The organism is Ancylomarina sp. YFZ004 (genome assembly GCF_054254355.1).
In genome coordinates this window covers 406,250-429,476 of the sequence record NZ_JBTCHQ010000003.1, presented here as the reverse complement: position 1 = coordinate 429,476, position 23,227 = coordinate 406,250, and the positions used below count along the sequence as shown (strand labels likewise).

At 35.4% G+C, this 23,227-nt stretch carries 19 protein-coding genes and 1 tRNA gene; 8 read left to right on the top strand and 12 right to left on the bottom strand.

The genetic code is table 11. The features are described from left to right. Window positions 1–66 precede the first annotated feature (66 nt). The 4 genes from ACXR6G_RS07290 to ACXR6G_RS07275 all read right to left on the bottom strand — a co-directional run bounded on the left by ACXR6G_RS07290 (window position 67) and on the right by ACXR6G_RS07275 (window position 4,152). A complete protein-coding gene (locus ACXR6G_RS07290) occupies window positions 67–1,857 on the bottom strand; it encodes a hypothetical protein (protein WP_458360755.1) in 1,791 nt (596 codons plus the stop codon). Window positions 1,858–2,031: 174 nt separating this feature from the next. Then, entirely contained in the window at window positions 2,032–2,541 is a 510-nt protein-coding gene (locus ACXR6G_RS07285; RefSeq protein ID WP_458360754.1) for a methylated-DNA--[protein]-cysteine S-methyltransferase, read from the bottom strand. A gap of 155 nt (window positions 2,542–2,696) precedes the next feature. Then, entirely contained in the window at window positions 2,697–3,416 is a 720-nt protein-coding gene (locus ACXR6G_RS07280; RefSeq protein WP_458360753.1) for a tRNA threonylcarbamoyladenosine dehydratase, read from the bottom strand. A 67-nt stretch (window positions 3,417–3,483) separates the two neighbouring features. Further along, window positions 3,484–4,152: a TatD family hydrolase gene (locus ACXR6G_RS07275; protein ID WP_458360752.1), complete on the bottom strand. Its 669-nt coding sequence runs from the start codon at window positions 4,150–4,152 to the stop codon at window positions 3,484–3,486. A gap of 564 nt (window positions 4,153–4,716) precedes the next feature. Between ACXR6G_RS07275 and truA the strand changes: the two genes are divergently transcribed. Together truA and ACXR6G_RS07265 are read left to right on the top strand one after the other, a co-directional pair. Further along, window positions 4,717–5,481 (top strand): tRNA pseudouridine(38-40) synthase TruA, encoded by a 765-nt coding sequence (gene truA, locus ACXR6G_RS07270; protein WP_458360751.1) that lies wholly within the window; start codon window positions 4,717–4,719, stop codon window positions 5,479–5,481. After that, entirely contained in the window at window positions 5,474–5,953 is a 480-nt protein-coding gene (locus ACXR6G_RS07265) for an RNase H family protein (RefSeq protein WP_458360750.1), read from the top strand. The genes truA and ACXR6G_RS07265 overlap by 8 nt, the downstream gene beginning before the upstream one ends. A gap of 5 nt (window positions 5,954–5,958) precedes the next feature. On the opposite strand, the gene ACXR6G_RS07260 is transcribed toward ACXR6G_RS07265, so the two are convergent. The 6 genes from ACXR6G_RS07260 to ACXR6G_RS07235 all read right to left on the bottom strand — a co-directional run bounded on the left by ACXR6G_RS07260 (window position 5,959) and on the right by ACXR6G_RS07235 (window position 14,367). Further along, on the bottom strand, window positions 5,959–7,194 hold the full coding sequence (locus tag ACXR6G_RS07260) for a DUF3999 family protein (RefSeq protein WP_458360749.1): 1,236 nt from the start codon (window positions 7,192–7,194) through the stop codon (window positions 5,959–5,961). A gap of 46 nt (window positions 7,195–7,240) precedes the next feature. Beyond that, complete coding sequence (locus tag ACXR6G_RS07255) at window positions 7,241–9,610, bottom strand: DUF2339 domain-containing protein (RefSeq protein ID WP_458360748.1); 2,370 nt, start codon at window positions 9,608–9,610, stop codon at window positions 7,241–7,243. A gap of 154 nt (window positions 9,611–9,764) precedes the next feature. Continuing rightward, on the bottom strand, window positions 9,765–10,505 hold the full coding sequence (locus ACXR6G_RS07250) for a shikimate dehydrogenase family protein (RefSeq protein WP_458360747.1): 741 nt from the start codon (window positions 10,503–10,505) through the stop codon (window positions 9,765–9,767). A 158-nt stretch (window positions 10,506–10,663) separates the two neighbouring features. Beyond that, entirely contained in the window at window positions 10,664–11,599 is a 936-nt protein-coding gene (locus ACXR6G_RS07245; RefSeq protein WP_458360746.1) for a DUF368 domain-containing protein, read from the bottom strand. A 74-nt stretch (window positions 11,600–11,673) separates the two neighbouring features. Next, window positions 11,674–13,077 (bottom strand): tetratricopeptide repeat protein, encoded by a 1,404-nt coding sequence (locus ACXR6G_RS07240; RefSeq protein WP_458360745.1) that lies wholly within the window; start codon window positions 13,075–13,077, stop codon window positions 11,674–11,676. A gap of 90 nt (window positions 13,078–13,167) precedes the next feature. Next, the gene (locus ACXR6G_RS07235) at window positions 13,168–14,367 is read right to left on the bottom strand and encodes a threonine/serine ThrE exporter family protein (RefSeq protein ID WP_458360744.1); all 1,200 of its coding nucleotides are present in this window, start codon (window positions 14,365–14,367) and stop codon (window positions 13,168–13,170) included. Between the two features lie 443 nt (window positions 14,368–14,810). On the opposite strand from ACXR6G_RS07235, the gene ACXR6G_RS07230 reads away from it, so the two are divergent. Further along, window positions 14,811–14,892: transfer RNA gene (locus tag ACXR6G_RS07230), tRNA-Leu, on the top strand. 1,360 nt (window positions 14,893–16,252) lie between these two features. After that, a complete protein-coding gene (locus tag ACXR6G_RS07225; protein WP_458360743.1) occupies window positions 16,253–16,738 on the top strand; it encodes a hypothetical protein in 486 nt (161 codons plus the stop codon). 421 nt (window positions 16,739–17,159) lie between these two features. Here the strand turns inward: ACXR6G_RS07225 and ACXR6G_RS07220 are convergent, their stop codons facing one another. After that, window positions 17,160–17,420 carry a cysteine-rich small domain-containing protein gene (locus ACXR6G_RS07220; RefSeq protein ID WP_458360742.1) on the bottom strand — a complete coding sequence of 87 codons (261 nt, stop codon included), beginning with the start codon at window positions 17,418–17,420 and terminating at the stop codon, window positions 17,160–17,162. Between the two features lie 236 nt (window positions 17,421–17,656). Next, entirely contained in the window at window positions 17,657–18,676 is a 1,020-nt protein-coding gene (locus ACXR6G_RS07215) for a LacI family DNA-binding transcriptional regulator (RefSeq protein ID WP_458360741.1), read from the bottom strand. 319 nt (window positions 18,677–18,995) lie between these two features. Between ACXR6G_RS07215 and kduI the strand changes: the two genes are divergently transcribed. The 4 genes from kduI to ACXR6G_RS07195 all read left to right on the top strand — a co-directional run bounded on the left by kduI (window position 18,996) and on the right by ACXR6G_RS07195 (window position 23,212). Further along, the gene (kduI, locus tag ACXR6G_RS07210; RefSeq protein ID WP_458360740.1) at window positions 18,996–19,838 is read left to right on the top strand and encodes a 5-dehydro-4-deoxy-D-glucuronate isomerase; all 843 of its coding nucleotides are present in this window, start codon (window positions 18,996–18,998) and stop codon (window positions 19,836–19,838) included. A 53-nt stretch (window positions 19,839–19,891) separates the two neighbouring features. After that, window positions 19,892–20,683, top strand: coding sequence for a gluconate 5-dehydrogenase (locus ACXR6G_RS07205; protein ID WP_458360739.1), 792 nt, complete (start codon window positions 19,892–19,894; stop codon window positions 20,681–20,683). Window positions 20,684–20,868: 185 nt separating this feature from the next. Next, window positions 20,869–22,137 (top strand): DUF4861 domain-containing protein, encoded by a 1,269-nt coding sequence (locus ACXR6G_RS07200; RefSeq protein ID WP_458360738.1) that lies wholly within the window; start codon window positions 20,869–20,871, stop codon window positions 22,135–22,137. Between the two features lie 34 nt (window positions 22,138–22,171). Next, complete coding sequence (locus tag ACXR6G_RS07195) at window positions 22,172–23,212, top strand: PfkB family carbohydrate kinase (RefSeq protein WP_458360737.1); 1,041 nt, start codon at window positions 22,172–22,174, stop codon at window positions 23,210–23,212. Window positions 23,213–23,227: the final 15 nt, after the last annotated feature.

Sequence of the window (23,227 nt, the reverse complement as noted above, 5' to 3'; positions counted from 1 at the left end):
GGAAGTATAGCTCACAAAAAATCCCCTTTAAACTAGTGTTTAAAGGGGATTTTTTTAATAATAAAGTTAATTAAGGATGTTAATTTGTTTAAGTTCCATTTCTAATTTTGTCATATCTTTTTGTATCTGATCTTTAAATTGATCATACTGACCTTTTACCTTATCCGATAAAGAATGGTAATATTCAATTCCTCCAAGAAGGTTGTTTTTGAACTTTTCAAGCTTACGAACACTCTTCTTATCTGGATCCTTTAGATCTGCAATCTGTTCTTTCAAGTAGTCGATATAGATATTCAACTCATTGGCAAACATATTAGGACGATCGGTACGTTTAATCAAATTGAAGCGACCATAAATATGATCGACCATTTGCTTGAATGTAGCAGTCTCCGAAAAGTAAGCCATATTTGGACCTGGACAAATAGCAACGCCAGAACCATCAGTCGTTGTTTCCAGATTATTTACAAGATAAGATGCCGCAGATAAACCTTTACAAAGACAAGTTTTTTGACTCATCTTCTCAATCTCAATCTCGTATGCCTCTTCACTCAAATTCTGTGATTTAAGATCCTCAATTTTCAGATTTTGATATTGTCTTGATGCTGTACAGATCGCTTTGTCGGTATATTCTTTGTTGGAAACCAAAAGACGCTTGGTACAGGCACTGCCAAGTTTACCAGCCTTGGTCATTTCTACTTCTTCCTTATCACGGGTATTTCCTTTCAAATTATTGAAACGAACACCTAAAGGTGACGAATGACTTAGGTATAAATCCTCTTCTTTAGCTTCCGAAAGTGTTTTTAGTGTTGTTTTATCAACATCACAAACTTCAGGAACTAATAGGAAAGGCGTACCCCAACCCACAGAGCTGATACCATAATAATCCATCAGAAAATCATGTTCCTCTGATGTGCCAACACCACCTTGAGCGGTGATAGTAAGCTCTAGTTTTCCTTCTGGAACAGGACGATTTTTTGCTTGGAGTGCAGAGTATAGTAGCTCACTTGTATCTGCGCTTAATTCTGATTTATTGTTTTTAAACTCTTCAAGAATTGGTCCCATTAATGAACCATCGGTAGCAAAAGCATGGCCACCACAGTTAAGACCTGATTCAATTCTGTATTCTGAAACCCAGATCCCTTTTTTAGCTAAAAATTTTCCTTGAATAAGTGCCGAACGGAAATCACTTACTTTAAGAACCACTTTCTTTTTAATATAGCCGTCTTCGTTTGGATAAAAATCATCGAATTGCTCCAAGTAGCCATATAAGCGAGGATTCATTCCAGCAGATAATACGACTGACGATTCAAGTGTACTATTGGCAAAACCTCTTAGTGCAGCATGAGCATCGTTATATTCCGATGGTAATTGTTCACCCTCAAAGTAATTGTCCTTATCTACCTTAGTCATGATGTTTACATCAATGTTCCCAAGTGGTAAATTTTCGTTTAACCAAGTCTTAATATCCTTAAGGTAATGGTTATTGTTTACTTTGTCTTGAATTTCTTTTTTTAGAGAAGAGACATCAGGAAGAAGATCCATATATTTCTCAAATTCCTTACCCTTCTCTACTATTGAATCTTTGACTTCTTCGAATTTATCCTTAACCATTTTATCCATAAGGTTAAGGTATGCGGTAATTCTTTCTGCTCTGCAATCCATCGTTTTGCTGGATATAGGTTGGAAAGGCAAACTTAGTTGTTCGCTATAAAATTCACGCAGATTCTCAAGAAGAATATCATCCACAATGGAAACAACTGATGAAATACCATACTGAGCTACTTGCAATGGTGTGTTCACAGTGTATCCCGTTCCCATAACAGGAATGTGGAATGTGTGTGCAGTTTTATTGGTCATTTATTTTTGTTTTTTTGATATGCGTTATGCAATATAACAAGTATTTTTTTTGTTTTGCATTAAACAGCCCGCAAGGTATTGTTTTTAGCCAATTTATCAAATAAAATAATGAAAAAGCGAAGTCTTATTCAGACTTTTGGACTAATATGTGAATAAGGAAAATGCCATTGTTAATCAAAAGAGTTTGTATTGATTTGGATTCTCCTCTGTCTCAATCCCTTCAAGTTTTAATAGACTTTGTTTTCTGTCTAAACCACCAGCATAACCCGTTAGCTTACCACTTTTCCCTATCACCCTATGGCAGGGAATGATAATGGGAATTGGGTTTTGAGAATTGGCTCTTCCCACAGCCCTACATGCTGAGGAATGATCTATATTATTGGCGACATCCTGGTATGAACAGACATTCCCGTATGGAATAGCTATCACTTCTTTCCAAATCTGTTTTTGGAAAGGTGTGCCATGTGGATTTACGTTTACCGTAAATTCTTTAAGCTGTCCGTTAAAGTAGGCCTTAAGTTCATATTTAGTGTGTTCGAGTAAATCAGATCCTTCGATCCATTCAGGATAAATCTCATGAGCTTTATCTTTAGCTTGAAATATAATTTTTTTTAAGGCGAATTCCTGGGCAATAAGAAGTAAATCTCCTATTGGAGATGAGAGTATATCATAATAAACTTGCATATTAGATCGGCTTAGATTTTGTATTGTTTATTGATATCTCGAAGATAATAAAAAGTGAGCTTAAGTGAATTTTAAAAAGATGTTTTTAAAAAAATCTCATGAATATTATCAAAAATAAAAAGCCCAATCGTTAAAAATGAATGGGCTTAATTTTATTATGCAATTTTTTCGTTTGTCTCCGCTAAATCGCGTAATACGACCGAAGCAATATAACAACCGAATATTGGAGGCATATATGAGATTGTACCCACGTTCGATCTTTTATTTTGACTGTCAACCAGTACCACAGCTTTTTTATCGACATCTTCAGGTGAAAAAACAACTTTTACACCTTTGCGAACGCCTATTTGATGCAGTTTCTTTCTAAGCATTCTCGCCAACCTGCAATTGTAGGATTTAGAAATATCTTTGACCTGAATTTGGCTTGGATCCATTTTTCCTCCAGCACCCATCGAGCTCACAATTTTGTAGTTGTTCTTGAGACTATGGAAAATTAAAAATAATTTTGGAGCAAGTGTATCAATGGCATCTACCACATAATCGTAATGGTTTTCATCCAAGACCGCTATCATGCGATCTTCTCGCAAGTATTCATTAATGACTTTTAGTTTTAGATCTGGATTAATATCCAATAACCTATCTGCCATTACATCGACTTTATTTTTACCTAAGGTTTGTGTTGTGGCTGGCATTTGTCTATTAATATTCGATGCTTCAATATCATCGCCATCAACGATGGTCATTTGACCAACTCCTGCACGACATAGTAGTTCTGCTGCATAAGCTCCAACGCCACCAAGTCCAACTACTAATACATGAGCATTTTTAACTTGCTCTAATCTATCTTCTCCGAGAAGCAGTTCCGTTCTGCTCAACCATTCTGTATTCATCTATCTTCAAAAAATATAAGTAAATCTTACGAGTTGATGGTATTTCAGACTATTACTCTGACTGAAATACGCATTTGTAAGTCTCAAAAAGGTCCTTTTTTAGTTCTTCTAATTGTATGCTCTTTAATTGAGCTGCTTTATTATATATATCAATAATAGAATGTTCACTCTCATCCGTTTCCAGGAATACTCGATTTATTGGTATTTCTACAAATACATTTTGAATCTTCTTATCGAATAACAAGGCTTCTCCAAAGGAAATATAACAGTCCTGTTTTAGTAGATTGTTTGCAATCTGAATCGTGTTTCTAAAACCGTGAATCAACCAAGGGGTAGAAGCTTTAATTTTATTTTTAATTGAAATCAATTCAGGAAAGCATCTCACACAGTGAATGATAATGGGCTTTTTGAGACTTTCCGCTATTGCAATCTGTTTTGCGAAAAATTCCTCTTGTATATTCAAAGGAGTCGATATCGTTCTATCTAAACCAATTTCTCCAATGGCTAATACCTTGTCAATTGAAGCAATTGTTTTAATAAAATCAAGATCTTCGTCTGCACTATCCTTATTAAGATGCCAAGGATGCAGGCCCACTGAAATGTATTTGTCAGAATAATCTTCAAGTTTGATCTGTTCAGGAAAATAATTGACCATAGATAATACACCTTCCTTATAATAGGAATGGTGCGTATGTATATCTATGAAGGGCGTTTCGTGCATTTTCTTTTATTTGCTGGCAAAAGTATGAAAATATCGGAAAATGTAACTCTTTATTAGGGATTAGATTGGGAGGGTGGACTTAGTTTATCTCAATGATCTTCATTTTATTACTACACATTTAATAAAGATAAGATTTTAAGTTGACTCTTAAAAGCTTTATTAAAAATAGAGTAATTTCGTCTGTGAGCCTTGTAAACACAGAAAAAAACACTTACTTTGCAAATATAAACGAACGTTCTTTACATATAAGATAATAGCATAATCGCATTAGTTATCGATTGTTAAACTCAACACTTACAAGTTACCGAGAAAGCTACACGTCTGCAAAAGCAGGCCCCAACCTTAGGGTTGTTTTAGGACACGGGGGAAACTTGACCAGATGGGCACTCAAATCCTGTTTTATAGGAGTTTATAAATCCATTAGCTAGTGCGATTTTTTATGTCCCAATGTGGCTTAAGTATATGTAAACGTCTTTTATATCTATTCAATTTTGATTTCGGTAATCTCTCCGGAATTGCTATTTTTGTGTCTAATTAAGGACTAATCACAAACACACATCAGTTTTGACTCAGCGATATTTTTTACAACTTTCTTATAAGGGAACCAATTATCATGGTTGGCAAATACAGCCCAATGCTATTACCGTTCAGGAAGTGTTGAATAAGGCTTTAAGCACTGTTCTTAACCAAGAGATCAACGTTGTAGGCTGTGGTAGAACAGATACAGGTGTTCATGCCAGTGATTTTATGGCTCATTTTGATGTCGCAGAAGCACGAGATGTTGAAAAGGAGAAACTTGTATTTAGGTTGAATCGCTTTTTGCCTTATGATATTGCTGTTGATTCAATGTTTCCGGTTAAACCAGAAGCACATACTCGTTTTGATGCCTTAGCGCGAACATACCAATATTTTATAACTAGAAATAAGAATCCTTTTCGTTCCAATTCTCATTGGCATATGGACCGTGATCTTGATGTTGAGAAAATGAATGAGGCTGCAAAATTACTTTTTGAATATGATGATTTTACAAGTTTTAGTAAGCTTCACACCGACGCTAAAACGAATATTTGTAAAATCTTTAAGGCCGAGTGGGAAGATAGAGGTGGTGAGTTGGTATTCACCGTAAGTGCTAATCGTTTTTTAAGAAATATGGTTAGAGCTATTGTAGGTACTTTGGTTGAAGTTGGTCGTGGCAAAATGGATATGGCTGGTTTTCGTCAGGTTATTGAAAGTATGAACAGATGCAACGCTGGTTCTTCGGTTCCTGGTCATGGGCTATTCCTTTGTACTATTGAATATCCCCAAGGCTTAAAACTGGAAGATGCCTGATGAAATCTACTTGTTTACAGATGGAAGCGTAAATACTCAATCAAGAATAGGTTTTGGAGCTTCTTTAATAGTAGAGGATTTAGCAATATCTCCTGACGAAGCTAAAGAACTGGTACAATTGAAGCAATTTGAAGATACTTCATCTACAAAGTTAGAATTGCAGATTTTATTAGACACACTCGCGAAACTTGAAAAGAGTAAGAAGCGGGTGATTGTTTATACTGACTCTCAAAATATTGTTGGTTTGTCTGATAGGAGGTTGCGATTAGAGAAGAACAAGTACATTTCAAAGAATGGGCGACTAATCGATAATCATGTATTGTATAAAGAGTTTTATAGAATTACAGACTTGTTGAACTGCCAGATTGTAAAAGTTAAAGGACATAAAAGTTCATCTCTCAAAAATAAAATTGATCTCTTTTTTACTCTTGTTGATCGGGCAGCTAGAAATGGTTTGCGAACTCATGGCTAATATTTCTACTCTTCTGCTGTTTTACTCATCATTTTTAAAGTGAACCAAGCTAAAAGGAGTATTACGATACCAATTATTCCCCATAGCCACTTTTCATTCATGAATAAGGCTTCTTTAGAAGTTTTTGATTTCTTCTTGATTATTTGTTCTTCGCCTAATGTAAGCACACTTATCTTCTTTGGGATTTTATTTGCGAAACGAGAGATGTCGTAATTTGGTTTTCTTGCATTAGAATTACCGTAGGTAAGCCAATAAGACGCACTATCCTTAAAACGAGCAAGTAGTTGCCAGATGTATCCGCTTACTTCAATACCACTTACATTTAGAGCTTCATTATCGTGATTTAAAATGATAACTTTGAAATGTTGAGCTTTAATACTCTTAAACTTGAATTTGTTTTGTTCCAGTGATGTTAAGGTTCCAGAAGTGATCGTTCTGTAATTGCGTTTCCAAGCTTTTTCTGTTTTTATACTGTCATTTAAATAGCGAATACTAATAGGTCGATAATAGTCATACGACTTCTCTATCTTTATTTTCAATTCACTTACTAGAACGGGAGAACCCAAATCAATATTAATTTCAGTTGCTTTCCTCTTTTTATTTTGCTGTATGTCTAGTTTGCTGATTTGGTATTTTCTCAATTTCCCATTAATGACTTCTTTACGAGATATCTTCGCATTTTGCAATACAGGTTTCTCGGTACTTGTAATATGCACTTTGAAATATGGAAATTTGCTATTGGGAAAGTTAAGTTGTGAATGTTGATAATTTGTATGCTCATTTTTAATCGATAGAATTCGGTAATCTTCAATTATGGTGTACCAATCCTTTTGATTTTGGCTTCCTTCCAGAGATACGATCCAATCGAAATTATCCTGCTGAAAATCTAATTGAATTCGATTGATTTCATCTTTTGTTGGAACCTTGAAAGAATAATAATACCCACTTTTATTGTGAGATTGATTCAATAATTTAAAATCAATATTCTTATCCTTAACCGTTTCTTTACTTGCCCGAATTAAATAAGGAGCCTCAATTGTATCTCTTTGAGACGAGATGCCAATTATTCTGATATCTGAGAAGTCTGAAGAAACTTGAGCAAAAATGTCGTTTGGTAAGTCCAATTTATGCCACTGATCTGTTACGCCAATAATCTCTCTTTGGTAATTGAAGTCTTTAGTCTGTCCAAAAGTATTGGCGCAGACTAAAAGTAATAGGTATATACAGATTCTAGTTTTCATGAATTCGGGTTTTGTATGCTTAGGATCTTCCGATTCTTAATTCATTTTAATTTATCTCAATATCAGCTTCCTCTGAAATATTGCTTTTGTATTTATTGTACAGAAATGAAATAATTAAAAGTAAGATTCCAAGTGAAACAAATACAATGGTTTTAGCGATTGTACTCAAGTGTGAGATATCGTAAAAGAATAGTTTGATCAGTGTAATTCCAAATAATCCAATGGCTCCAATTCGTAAATGTTGTTTGCTCTTCCAGATACCAAAAGCAATTAGCAGTAAAGAATAGGAGCCCCAAAGAATACTCAATCCCAGTTTATAAGATTGGGCAGAATCCGTAATGTCCATCCAGTTTAATAATTCGCTACTTAGCATCCATAAAATAGAAGTGAATAGTAAATATTCAAACCCAAGCTTAAATGTATTAGTATTTAATCTCTGTTTGATTTGTACATACAATACACTTAAAGCGAATGCAGCAAAAACCATTGAAATGTATCGTATTGCAAGATTATAAATGCCATGATGAAAATATTCTGATTGTTCATTCCCAAGATAAGTCTCTCTTAATTCGCTTACAGAATAAAGTCCCTGTGTTAAGAATAAAATCACTGACAAAGTGATAAATCCAACACATGCATAATCGATTTTTTTGTTTTGGAGTTTTTTGATGTTAAAAAATGAAAGCAGAGAAAAAAACAAGAGGGAATAGTTCAAAACCCATATCGTTTGAAAGTTCTTGATATCAAAGTTTTTAAATATGCTTTCAAAGTTTTGACCTTCTGCTTGAACGGAAATGGCAGAATCAGTAAATAGTTGTTTCCAATAGGTATCAATCTCCATTCTTACCGAAAAGTATAAGGTGAAAATTAAGATAGATGGTACCAAATAGGATACCAATTTGGTTAAGAATTTTTTTGATATGATTTGTGATGGGTATTTTGGATTGTAATTGATACGATTAATAAAACCGAACGAAATAACAAACAGCACAGCGCCTAGAAAGTACACATTAAGGACAGGTGTAATTCTAGATAAAGGGTCGGAAACATGATATGAATTGTACATCTCTGTCCAATCTTGCATAATGCTTACGAAAGCTAAAAACATCATCGCATAGGATAGTCGCTCGTATATCGAAACTTTTTTAGTTCGTCCAATCCAAAACAAAAGAGCAGATTCACTAACCCAAAGTAAAGTAACCCAGTTACCATCTAATTGCACTGGTATTGTGATGGTAATAAATATGAGTACCAAGCCAGATATCAGATGGAAAATGTTTTTGTCGGCAAGATTTCTTTTGTAGATTAAAATGCTCACGATGCTATGCGCAATTGCATTACACAGCGTAAAAAGGCCAAGATATTCTTCATGGTTTTTACTTAAAATCGCACATCCTAAACCGTAAAAAATAAAGGAATTACTTAGAAGTAGAGAGCTGTTGGTTTTCTGAAAAGCTTCCTTACGGAAAACTTTGTATGCAAGGAACATGAGGTAAAAGGTGGCAAAAAATACAAGAAGAAATGTACTGCCAATACCGAAATGTTCATCGTAGGAATATTCTCCCACAAACCAGGAGAAATAGATTAACCAACTTAAAGAGAAAGCCGCATAGTATAGTGGTTTCCAATATTTTTTGAAAGCTATAAATAGAACCCCTATGTTTATAATAGCCATATAACTGAAAAGAACAGCAACTTGACCCGAACCATCGCTAAGAAGAAAGGGAACAGCATAAGCACCAACCAAACCGATATGTGCGATAACTTGCCTATTGTAATTAATAGCTGCAACTACTGTGAATACAGTGAAGATGAGCATAAGAATAAAGGCAAAAGTTTGAGGAAAGAGCTGATAATAACTGTATGCAGCAAAAGTAATGAAGTACATGATTGCTATTGCTCCACTTACTAAAACGGAGCTGTAGCTTTCGTATTTTTCCTTTAGTTTTATTCCAAATCCCAATAAACCGATACCGGACAAATACCCTAATATAATTCTGGTTAAAGGACTAATTAGATCATTATCAATTGAGTATTTTGCACCAATTGATACGCCAATAATCGTAATTGCAATCCCGATTTTATTAATGAGATTTTCTCCAATAAACCTTTCCAGATCTGATTTAGATTTTGGAGACTTCTTTGCTTTAGGAGGTGTTACAGTTATTGGACTTGTAGTTTCAAGCTTTTGTTCTTCCTGTTTTATTGGAGATGCTATATTTTTTAGATCATCAAGAATAGTTTCATTCAAAATTCTAGTCTTGTTTTCTTCAGCCAGAGGTTTTGCTTCGGTATTCTTTAAGCGAATTATTTCATATCGTAATTCGCTAATCTCATTTGAAAGTGATTCTTGTTTATTCCAAAGTGATTCTTGTTTTCTTAGGAGCTCTTGTATTTTTTTGTTGTTGTCTGGCATCTAGTCGAATTTAGGGTATTCGTATTCAATTACCTCATTCTGTAATAGTAGGAAGCGGTCGAACATTAATGAGTTCGAATTTATATAAAGCATTCAAATTAAACAAAATATTTATCTCTTCAGGCTAAAACTGAGATTCGTGGATTACTTGTATCTAAGAATTCCAAATTTCCCAGCTTTTCTCAGCTTGTAAATGCAACATTCTTAAACCATTGTGTGCTTTAGCGCCTTGTTCTGTGCCTTTCGACATGAAAAGAGTCGTAGATGGGTTGTATACGAGATCGTAAAGGAGATGCTTCGAACTTATGCTTGAATAATCTAGATCTGGGCAAGCATCTACTTTTGGTGAGGTTCCAAGTGGGGTGCAATTGATAATCAATCGGTGATTTGAAATAATCTCCGCATTTAGGTCCTCATAAGAGATCGACGTATCACTTCTCCTGCGAGAAACAGATTTATAATCGATATTTTGATTTTTTAGCGCAGTCGCAACGGCTTTTGACGCACCTCCTGTACCCAATATGAGTGCACTTAGTTTTTGACCATCAATAAAGTCAGCTAATGATTCACCGAATCCAAAGATGTCAGTATTATAGCCTTTCAGGTAGGTTTTCCCATTTTTTCTGCGAATCTGTATCGAATTGACAGCTCCAATTTCTTTGGCTAGTGGATCAATCTCATCCAGATAGGCCATAACTTCCTCTTTATAAGGAATGGTAACACATAGACCCAGTAAGCTTGGGTTATCCTGAATCACATCAAGGATCTTTTCAATGCTAAGGATCTCGAAATTTAAAAACTGAGCATCAATAACTTCTTTCTGGAACTTATCAGTAAAGTATTGTTTAGAAAATGAGTGTCCAAGTGGATTACCAATGATGCCGTATGTTTTCATGAGTTCAAGGCTAAAGTCCCGATAGTTATCGGGAAAAGTTTAAAGAAAAGATAAAGGGATTAAAGGATAAAGTTACAAAGGATAAAGGTGAAAAAAAGTTAGTGAAGGGTATTCCTAATTCTGTAATCAACACATTACCATATTATCACATCATCCTATTATTTTTCTGATTCAGGACTGTACTTATCCATAATGATGATGACGATGAAACCCAGAATTGCAAGTCCAATGGCAAATATTAGATTGGCATTCTGCCCAGATATACTTTCAAAAGTTTGTGGTAAAACATTATTTGTATCTAAGGATTTTTCTACTCCATGACGATCGATAAAAGTTGAGACTGTTTGTTTCCATGGCCATACTTTATTCAATGAGCCAATCATAAAGCCTGAAAGTAAGGCAATAGTCATATTGTGATATTTTCTCAATAACCAGCTTAATAGATTTGAGAAACTTAATAAACCGACTACGGCTCCTGCACCAACAACGGCAATAATATCTAGCTTAAAGCTGCTTAGAGCATTTAAAACAAATGCGTATTTACCTAATAGCAAAAGGATAAAAGCACCAGAAATACCTGGTAAAATCATAGCACAAATTGCGAGCGCTCCTGATAGAAAAAGAAACCAATAAGCGTTGGTCGTTTCTGCAGGCGTAACAACAGTAACCATATAGGCAAGCCCGATTCCAACTATCATAGCTATGATACTACGTAATTTCCATTCGGTTATTTTCTTTGCAATAACGAGGGCCGAAGCGACAATTAAGCCAAAAAAGAAAGACCAGATTAAGATAGGGTGTTGTTCTAAGAGGTACTTTATGAGTTTTGCCAGAGACAAGAAACTGATTGCAATACCAATAACGATTGATAACAAAAAGTTACCGTTTACAGCTTTCCAAAAATCAGCGAGCTTAAAATTTAACAACAGCTTAATTGAACTCAGGTTAATCGACTTGATACTTTCAATAAGTTCTTCGTAAATACCCGTTATAAATGCAATCGTTCCACCAGAAACGCCAGGTACCACATCAGCAGCTCCCATTCCCATGCCTTTGATGGCAATAATACTATAGTCTTTTATTGATCGGGTCATATTCTTAATTTATTAGTCGGTCTGAGACGTATTTATGCCTAGTGGAAAATACAAGACCTAAAAAAAAGCTAATTCTATTGATTAGCTTTTATAATTTGTTTGAATTTGTTGTTGTTTTCCAGTTCAGGGAATTGAATGAAAATATCTTCAATTTTATTCTCTGGGTTTGCCATTGCTTTACGGAGATAGTGTTCAGCAGCATTTGTGTCAGCTGCTAACATATAATAAGCCGCGAGGTTATTCTGAAGTTGAACATCCTCAGGACAACAGCCTAAACTTTCAAGTAAAACGTCAATGGCAGCTTCTTCTTTATTATTTTGATGATAGAACTCAGCCAGAGTGATGGCATAAGTTGGATCATAAGGGTCTAAGTTGATAGCCTCACGGAAACAATGTACTGCTTTTTGAGCTTCTGGTTGACGAGAATAGGCCGATCCTAATGCAAACCAATAATCTGGATTTGTATCTTCTAGACTTTTAGCTTCATTAAGATAGATTAAGCTTTCATCAATTTTATCCTGATAAAGAAGAATTAAGCCCATACCAAACCAAGGATCAGAAAATTTTTCATCCTCTTTGATGGCATTCTCGTAATAAATCATTGCTTGATCGAACTCTTCAAGCTTTTCGAAGCATTCTCCGATATAAGAATAAGTGGAGGCATGATCATCTTCGAATTCAAGATATTCGATATAGCTCTTGATGGCTTCTTCGAAATTATCACATAGAGCTAGAGCATTGGCCTTATTAAAATAGGCTTTGCTATGCTTTTCGTTTATGGCAATACAGAAGTCGTAAGCCTCTACAGACTTAAGACTCATATCGTTTCTGTTATAAAGAATTCCTAGATTGTACCAGGCATTGTCTGAAAATGGATCAAGCTCTAGATAAGCCTTATAAGCTTTAATGCTTTCCTCATCATGTTGCATTTTTTCGTAACAATACGCAATCTCAAAAAGAATCTCAGGATCTTCAGGATCTAATTGATGAACTTCTATAAAATAGGGAAGAGCCATTTCATATAAGCCTAAATGCTCAAAAGAAACAGCTATGCTGTATAATAAATCTTCCTTATCATCGTAACACAAATCCAAGGCAATGTCGAATTGGATTTTAGCGTTTTGAGGTTTTTTAAGGATGTTATAAATATTCCCAATAAGGATGTAAATGTTCTTATTTGTGCTTTCTATTTTCCTCAGTTTTTTGAGAATCGTAAGCGCTTTAATCTCTTCTCCTCTGCTAATAAGCACTTGTGCTTGTTTTAGTTGTAATGAAATAGAAGAGGGGTGTTGTGCTAAGGCTAATTCTGAAGCTTGGTTCGCTTTAGCCAATTTGCTGTTTTCAAGATAGTGGTCGACGAGGTTCTCAAACTCATGTACATCGAAGTAGCATGGCTTGTTAGTCTTGAGCATAGTTTCGAATCTGTCTATCGATTCAAGAGCATCATCGTCAAAATAATTCTCAGTATTATCTATCATTGATTTATTTGAAGTGATAATTCTAGTAAGCAAAAATAGTTATTATTTGCAGAATTTCAATAATAAGTTATTAACATTAGTTATTTGTCTCTATTTGGTGTTAAAACTTCCTGAGAATAATAAGCCGCCAACAACTCCCATTAGGATATAGGCTACTTGTGAACCCAGATTTCCAGCATTTTCTATGGGGGAGCCTAAAAATACTGTACTGATGCCCATGAAAGCTTTGCTTCCAGGTACCAGCATAATGATTCCCTGAGTAATAAAAACATGGCGAGGAGATTTTGTAATATATGAGAAAAGATGACTCACCAAGACAACTGTAATACTTCCTATGAAGGTGCTGATAAGAATACCTGTAAAGGATAGAAGCACTGTTACGCTATAGCTGATGATACTGGTCATAATGCCATATATCATATCTTTTCGTCTCACCTGAAAAATGGGTAAAAGACAGATCGCTAGCAAAGGAATTCCCAGATAACTGGTCCATTGTGGCATATTCGATATGGCCGAGTTGATATTGATATCACAGAACAATGGGAGTACTGATAAACCTAAAATAGTTCCAAAGAATTGCTTGAAGAGCGATATCGATGCATCGAATAGTTTTGCCGAACCTGATACGAGACTTTTGTATGTAATCTCTTCGAGTGCTGTTGTTATGGCTAAACCAGGAATGAAAATGATAATGGCTGACAATATCGTAAGTGGTATGTTTAAATTAGGAAGCCATAGGGATAATAAGCCAATGAGTATGGTCACCACAAAGGCAGCCAAGGCCTCAAGCGTGTTGTTGACGAATTGAGATCTTAAGCTCAAGTAGGTCAGGCTATAAACCACAATGCCCATAAGACTTGCCACAAGACAAGAAATCCAATTGGTACCCAAAAGTAAACTAAAGGAGCCTGCACCTAATGCAAAAGCCAGTGTTAAGATCAGGTGATTAACCGTCTTACTTTGTTTATATACCATTCGAAGTTGCAGACTTGCTTCGTCAAAATCAATTTGATCAGCCAAAACCTGGTCTGTAATTTCCACTGATCTGGATAAGGCTCCCAGGTTTAATCCACCCGGAGAAACACTTTCTATATGGTTATAGGATTCATCCTCATTCTCACTATAAAAAACATAGTTAATCCATGTAGGTGTATCCATAAAACTACCTCGTATCCCTTTCGTTTTAGCGACTTCAGAAAGATAGATTTGGATTTTGTAAGAAGGTACACCGTAGATGTGTAAAGCTCTTCCTAATTGTATAATGAATTGGTATTGTTTGGGTGTTTTCAATGCTATTTATCTTGTTTATTCTTAAGTGGAACAAATATAGATAAGACTTTTGAAGTGGAGAGAGCTTTTGAGAAATAAATTTGAAGGAATAAAAAGAGATCAATCCCGATACTCTAGATTAGATTTTGTTTGCGTCTGTCAGGATTACTATCGAGAAACTCTATCATCACCCGACTTAGTAAATTCTTTGTCGGGTTTTTTTATGCAATACCTTTGAAGATTTTAGTCCAAAATAAACGATTCATACGGAACCGACAACATGAATCGACTTGTTCGGCACTATTCTGAAAAAAAATATCAAATAATTAAAACTCCTTAGCATTTGAAGTTCAATCGATTCACTCCGTACAGACTGTAAACATTGACTTCTATGATGTTTTTATTAAAAAAAAGCTTGGAGTTAATAAAAAATACACCATCTTTGCATCGCAATTAGGAGAAACGCGGATGTGGCGTAATTGGTAGCCGCGCTAGACTTAGGATCTAGTGCCGAAAGGCGTGGGGGTTCGAGTCCCTTCATCCGCACAAAAAGGATCAATACGAAAGTGTTGATCCTTTTTTTTATTCCCAAAATTTTGAGCTGAGAGCCCGGGGATAATGGATCACATTCATTTTCTAGTTCTGGTTAAGGAATCGTTCTAATTAAGCATATATTTTGGATTCTATTTTAAATCTTTCGCTAGAGCCGCTGGGCTCATACTTTTTTATTCACTCATTATAATACGGGTGTTCATGAACTCACTTCGCTCGTTTCTTAGATAAAAAGTAAGCTCCCCCGGAGGGCATATGAGCACCCTTATATTTTAGTTCGCGAATCAAAAATCAAGTCAGCCTGATCCTTGTTTTCTCAATGTGGAAACAAAATTAGCACGCCTCACGGCAGGCTGACAAAGCCCGCCCAAAACTTTCTGATAAAAATATGATTAAGATTGTGAGACGGATTTTAAATCTGGCCTCGGCAGTGCAAGTGGGGCCCCATAGGTGAAAAAGGCGTTAAAAACAGAATGCTGTTTGAGTTAGGTACGAACGAGTTCAGTCTGTTTAGCCTTTGAACCGTGATGGGTCACTGAGTGCCGGAGCCATTGATTTTTGTTACTTTTCATCAAGGAAAAGTAAATAAAAAAAAAGTTTGTATTATGAATCTGATTTTGCAGTGAAACAAATTTCCCAAGAATTGATGAAAGTGAAATTCTTCCTATTTTAACAAAGTAAGATTATTCACCTATACCCAGAAATCTCTCTTGATCTTCTTTGAAAGGAGTTTTAGATATTGAGTCTTTCTTATTGTGTTTAATAAAAACATTTGAGTAATTATAGAATTAGATCCAACTTTTACTGGTGATCCGGGATAATTCGGATTGATCCTTACGAACCCTAGTCCCGAATTTCTTTTGGGATTACCTCAAGAAAAATAGTCTGTAACGTTTATTTAGGACTAGTAAAAGTGATTTCTAATGTGAGAGTTTTTGATCCACACCAACCTATTCACTGTTTAAATATTCATAACGACATCTCGATCTGTAGTATTGCACTTGAAAAAAGAGTCAAAAACTTTTACTAGTATATCTATTTGCACTGAATGTACTTAAACACAAGAAAAAAGTGATTCATCAACGATTTTCAACTATTAGGGGAAATTGAATTGAATTCTCACCAAATCAACCTTAAGGTTATTAGAAAAAAAATAATCCAACTATTGGTATATGTGTAGGATATGGTCTAAATTGTAGCATGGTCGCCTCAAAACGAAACTAACTACCTTGTTTTCCATGTTTCTTTAATGTATGCCTAAAGTTAATTTGAATGAGTTCTTCTCACTACTATTTATTAATAAAGATGATTAACAAATGATTTTGAGAATATTAATTTGGAAAAATGATTTGCGATGAGAAATAAATTAACAATGCAATTGATTAATATAAGCAGGGTGGTTCTTCTCTTACTTTTGTCTTTGATGATAAGTTGTTCTCATGATGATGATGATATTATTGAAGATTCAGAACCTCAAATTGTATGGAATTATGGGTATACCTATAGTTATGAATATGAGGATGTAAGTCTGATAGGAGGTGAACTAAGAGCGAGCTTTAGCGTAAATGGAGAATCTGGCAACATAGAAGTAAATGCTTTCGTGAAAGATATTGATGGAAATATTATTGACACCCAGTCAGAAACTTTTTTTGTTGAAGTTGGAAAGGTTTATAATCTTTTTATTAAATGCCGAACTACTAATGGGAATAATAATGAATCCACTCATCTTCGCCTTAATTCTCCTCAGTCATTAAGGGGATATTTGCTGGAATTTGAAGAGCTAAGATTATATAGTGTAGAAATATTGAGACTAGAAATAAGAATTGATTCAGATTCTTGAAATAGTCCATAAAACTTTTCGCTAGAACCGCTGGGCTCTTCCTTTCTTATTCATTCATAATTGAATACTATGTGCCTGAGGAAGAACGGCAGTGCGGTTATTTCTCTCTACCCATTTTATGAGATGGGAAGCTCGTTGTACGAATGGATTGCAAAACAGAATGAAAAAAAACATTGCTACACATTCATAATCTTGTGTTAGGACCCGGACTTCAGAAAACGGATGCTTTTGCCCTTGTTTTGAGTTAGGAACTGGGATCCGTTATTGAGTTTAATGGATGAGCAAATATTCAATTGCACCGAACTAGTTCAATGCATTTTAAATCGAACTTGCAATCAGTGATTGGTGCTTTAATTGGATAGAAATACGCGTAAAAAAAAAGCACGAATGTATCATTCGTGCTTTTGAATTATCATTGAGATTAATCTCTTTCGCTTGCAATTGTAGTCACCATCTTCATTTTACTCATCACGTATTTGTGTGAATTCTTAGTGTGAGGCAATGTGCATTCGCTGCAATCTTTAAAACCGTTGGTATATTTAAAATTGCCACCACATTTATCTTTCAGCATGTATAGAGGGCAAAAACAAAACAGACAATTGAATTCATCTTCGTTCTCAACCTTATGGCATGGGAAATATTCGCATTTTCTATTTTGGGTAAACTTATAATGTTCAGACATATCTTTGATTCTTTACGGATACTTTTCTAAAATGATGTTATTATTTTGATGTAAAGTAAAACATCAACCTGAACTATTCCTATCAATTATTTAGTTTTTCAAACATGCTAATTCTACCTTGTTTTCTTAAAGCGAAGTGTTTTGCTATTTAGTTTGAAAATTTAATTAATTATAGTGTTTGTTTTTACTTATTTTTTCTTGTCAAAAGAAGATACTTGTTGTTTGGTCTTAGGGTTTTATCGATCTGAAGATTCTCTTTCTATTAGTTTTACTGGAAGGACGATGGTTTCCTGACGGTTACCCGTTTTGTTTTGGATGATATCCAAAAGAAGTTCTGTCGCTTTAAGTCCCACATCGAAACCCGATTGTTCTATGGTGGTGAGCGAAGGACTTAGGTATTCAGAGAAAGGTTCATTACTGAAACCGACTATGGCTAAATCTTCTGGAATTCTGATGCCCTTTTCTTTAGCATAGAGTATGATGCTTAAGGCTGTTGTATCATTAGCAGCGAAAATTGCATCCGGAGGATTAGAGGATTCAAGCAATCTTTTAGCACATGCCATACCATCTTCTCTGGTAAGAGGACTTTCTATGATTTGATCTTCATCAATAGTAATATGATGCTTTCTTAGAGCTTTCAAATAGCCTTGAAGACGATTGATGTAGATGTTTAAATGTTGCGGGCCACTAATGTGTGCAATACGTTTGCACCCTTTTGATATTAGATGTTCCGCAGCTAAAAATCCACCTTTAAAGTCATCGACCACCACCTTGCTGGTTTCCAATTCATCACAAACTCTATCAAAAAAGACTAATGGAATGTTTCTGTTGGTGAATGTTTTGTAGTGATCGTAATTGTCTGTATTTAAGGCAATAGATGAAATGACTCCATCTACTCGTGATGCAAAAAGAGTTTGTACACAATCTGCTTCTCGTTCTTCTTGATCGTTTGATTGACAGATGATAACATTATAACCTTTTTCTCGTGCAAATTCTTCGATACCAGTAATTGCAGAAGAGAAGAAGTAGCGACTAATTCGTGGAATGATAACACCGATGGTCTTTGTGCAACTTGTGCGCAAATTTGAAGCCAGGGCATTAGGCTGGTAACCTAATGTTTTTGCCATATCACGCACAGCTGTCTTAGTTTTTTCACTAATACGCGAGTTATTATTGAGTGCACGAGATACTGTAGAACCTGAAATTCCTAGTGCTTTGGCAATGTCATGTATGGTAATGTTACTCTCTTTCTTCATTATATACTCTTGGTTGAATTTCCAGTACAAAGATGCTAATAATTTTTAGATATGATGATGAAATTGAATAAAAAGGTAAACGATTGCGCAGTATTGAAGTCTTCTCGAAAAATATATAAGTTTTTAATATAGCTGAAGAACGTGGTTTTATTGGGGCTTTGATTGTATAAGAGCATCTTGTGGATGTGGAAATAAAAATAAAAATCAGACAATCGATTGCACAATTCAATTGCATTTTATTTCTTTGTGTCGATCAAGAAGTGAAAATGAATCATTCTTGGAAACTACAGATTATTCAAATTATAAAAAATAGATAGCTATGAGCCTAAAGTACGAAGAGAGATATGCTACTCATCCAGCAGATGCAAAGAGTTACGATACGAATCGTTTAAGAGATGAGTATTTGGTGCAGAATGTTATGGAAGAAGGAAGTGTTAATCTGACTTATTCACAATACGATAGATTGATTGTAGGGGGAGCGGTTCCAACCAATAAGGCTTTAATATTGGAAACAATTGATCCATTAAAAGCAGAATATTTTCTTGAAAGAAGAGAATTAGGTGTTGTGAATGTTGGTGGAAAAGGAAGCGTAAGTGTTGATGGTGAAGTGTATGAGTTAGAATACAAAGAAGCTTTATACGTAGGAAAAGGAAAAAAAGAAATTGTGTTTAATAGTTCAGATGCTTCTGCTCCAGCACATTTTTATTTGAATTCAGCACCTGCACATGAGGTATTCCCAACGGTAAAAGTTAGCCGTGAAGATGCTATTGTAATTGAATTAGGTGACGCTAAGAACTCGAATCGCAGAACTCTTAATAAACTAATCGTATCTGATACAATTAAAACGAATCAAATACAAATGGGTATGACTGAGTTACATCCAGGTAGTGTTTGGAATACGATGCCAGCACATACACACAGTAGAAGAATGGAAGCTTACTTCTATTTCGAAGTACCAAGTGATCAAGCGATCTGTCATTTCATGGGCGATCCTAAAGAAACTCGTCACATTTGGATGGCAAATGAAGAAGCGGTTTTCTCACCAACTTGGTCGATTCACTCGGCAGCAGGAACAAGCAACTATACGTTTATTTGGGGTATGGGCGGTGAGAACTTGGATTATGCAGATATGGATATTTGCAAAACCAACGACTTGCGTTAAGCAATTGCTGTTGTGATATAAAATAAATTGTAAGTTTTTTAAAAGATATAGATATGATTCTTGATTCGTTTAAGTTAGATGGAAAAGTTGCTTTGGTAACAGGTGCAACTCATGGTATTGGAATGGCAATTGCTTCTGCATTAGCTGAAGCAGGTGCGCAGATTGTTGTGAATGACATTTCGAAAGAAAACCTTGATAGAGGAATTGCTGATTATGCAAAAAAAGGAATTGACTGTAAAGGATATATTTTTGACGTAACTGATGAAGCTGGTGTAATTGCTGGTATTGAGCAGATCGAGAAAGAAGTTGGTCCTATTGGTATTTTGGTGAACAATGCAGGTATCATCAAACGTGTTCCTATGCAGGATATGGAAGTTAAGGATTACCGTCAGGTGATTGATATCGACTTAGTAGGTCCTTTCATTATGGGAAAATATGTTGGTCGTAAAATGATTGAGCGTCGTGAAGGTAAAATCATCAATATCTGTTCTATGATGAGTGAACTAGGACGTAACGATGTTTGTGCATACGCATCAGCAAAGGGTGGTTTGAAAATGTTGACAAAGAATATGGCTACTGAGTGGGCTAAATTTGGTATCCAAACAAATGGTATCGGACCTGGTTATTTTGCAACTTCTCAAACTGAAGCGATCCGTGTTGATGGTCATCCATTTAATGAATTTATTATCAATAGAACACCAGCAGCTCGTTGGGGTGATCCTGAAGATTTGGCAGGAACTGCAGTTTTCCTTGCATCAAAGGCATCTGACTTTGTAAATGGACACATCGTTTATGTTGATGGTGGTATTTTAGCTACTATCGGTAAGCCAGCGAATGAAGAATAAGTTTTAGTGATAAAAGGGGACACACTTTAGCCTTGGGTGTTGTCCCTTTTATAAATCAAACTAGGTATAAGAGTACGTATTCCTTTTCTATTTCATGGATTTATGGAGTTTGCAAGACAAGCTTGAATCCTGATTCGTTAGAAAAATTAAGTAGGTTGTTTGTCTTGATCAATAAAAATATAAACATGAAACATTATTATTATGCTATTGCTGTAATCGCTACTATGCTTCAAGCATGTAGTTCAAGCCCTTCTCTGGAATTAAAAAATGAGATGAGTCAGGCACGAAAAGATGCGCCTATTGTTATAAAAAGAGAGGTCATTAAAGAGTTTGTAGGTGATATTCCCACAGATAAGGTTCTTGTAGTTATTGATCAAAAAGGAGAATATATTCCAAGTCAGGTCGACGATTTAGATCGTGATGGACAATGGGATGAGTTAGTGTTTGTATGTGATATGGATGCTAATGAATTAAAGAAAGTGAAATTTAATTTTGTAGATCCCAAAGAGGCACCTGTCTATACCGTTCGAACTAATGTTCGATTGGGAGTTGGATCAATTGAAGAAGGATTTGAAGGTACCGATCATGCGATTTCACCTAGAGGATATACAGGTGTGCCTGTTATATTTCAAGCTGAGAGTGTGAGTTGGGAAAACGATATAATGGCATTTCGTAATTATTTTGATTGTAGAAATGCTAAAGATTTATTTGGAAAGTTGTCGCCTGAAATGGTGATGAATAAAGTTGGTACTAAGGAAGTTGGTAGTTACCACCATTTGTCCGATTGGGGAATGGATGTGTTACATGTAGGTCCTTCATTGGGAGCAGGTGGTTTAGCTCTATTTCATCAAGATTCATTGTACCGTTTAGGAAACGTCGAATCACTGGGATTTCAATTGGTATCTCGTGGTCCTGTTCGTTCAATTTTCGAACTCAATTTTGAGAGTTGGGATGTTGATGGCAAGAAGCTTAAGGCTCAGGAAAAAATTACAGTTTGGGCTGGTAAATACTGGTTTCAAAGTGATGTTACAGTTTTAGGTTTAGAGAGTGAAGCAGAATTAGCAATTGGTATTGTAACCAGTCACCTAAAGGATAATAAACCTTTCAATTTTGTTGCTAATAGTGAATATACTGCTGTTGCAACTCATGATATCCAATCTATGAATAAAGACTATTTGGGAATGGGAATTCTACTTCCTACAGATAGTAAAATGAGAACAGGTGATGCACCTTTATTGAGTGAGAAAACAATGAAGGGGTCTCGTTTCCATATGCCAGTTGGTGAAACTCATTTTGTGACTCAAAAAATTAAAAACAATCAGTCTGCAAGACATTACTTTTTTGCTGCATGGGAAGTTGAAAATAAGAACTGGAGCAAGCAAAAAAACTTTGAGAACTTACTGAAATCACAATCGGAGGAGTTGAGTTCACCAGTAAGAGTGATTGTAAAATAACAACTATTTCAATAAATATAAAGAAAGATAAGTGATGGGTAATAAGGTAGTTACTTTTGGAGAAATTATGTTGCGATTGGCAACACCAGGATATGAAAGATTTTCGCAGGCATCAGAATTTAAAGCCACTTTTGGTGGTGGTGAAGCAAATGTTGCGGTATCATTGGCAAACTATGGAATTGAATCGAATTTTGTAACTCGACTGCCTAAAAATGATATCGCTCGTGCTTGCGAAATGGATCTTAAGAAATATGGCGTAAATACGGATCATGTTATATATGGTGGCGATAGATTAGGTATCTATTTTCTGGAAACAGGAGCTGTAAGCCGTGGTTCTAAGGTGGTATACGATCGTGCTCATTCTGCCATTTCAGAAATTGAATTGGGAATGATTGATTGGGATAAGGTTTTTGAAGGTGTCAATTGGTTTCACTGGACAGGTATTACACCTGCAATTTCTCAGGGAGCTGCAGATGTTTGTTTGGAAGCTATCAAGGCGGCAAATGAAAGAGGTATTACCGTTTCTTGTGACTTGAATTACCGTAAAAACCTTTGGAATTACGGGAAAACAGCTGGAGATGTTATGCCTGAGTTAGTTGCCGGAACTGACATTATTTTGGGAAATGAAGAAGATGCTGAGAAAGTTTTAGGAGTTAAGCCAGAGGGTGTTGATGTGACAGGTGGTCATGTTGATGCAGATGCTTATCTTTCCGTTTCGAAACAAATCATGGCGCAATATCCTCGTTGTAAAAAAGTGATTACAACTTTACGTGGATCAATTAATGCAAACCATAACTCATGGTCTGGTGTTTTGTATGATGGAGAAGAGTTGATTAAAGCTAATAACACTTACCAAATTACTGATATTGTTGATCGTGTTGGTGGTGGTGATTCATTTATGGGTGGCTTAATTTATGGCTTATTAACCTGGCCTGATAGAGATCAAAAAGCATTAAATTTTGCAGTCGCAGCATCTTGTTTAAAACATACTATTTATGGTGATTACAATCAAGTTACCGTAGAGGAAGTTGCTAAATTAATGGATGGTGATACTTCTGGACGTGTAGCGCGATAAATGAATTATAAATGA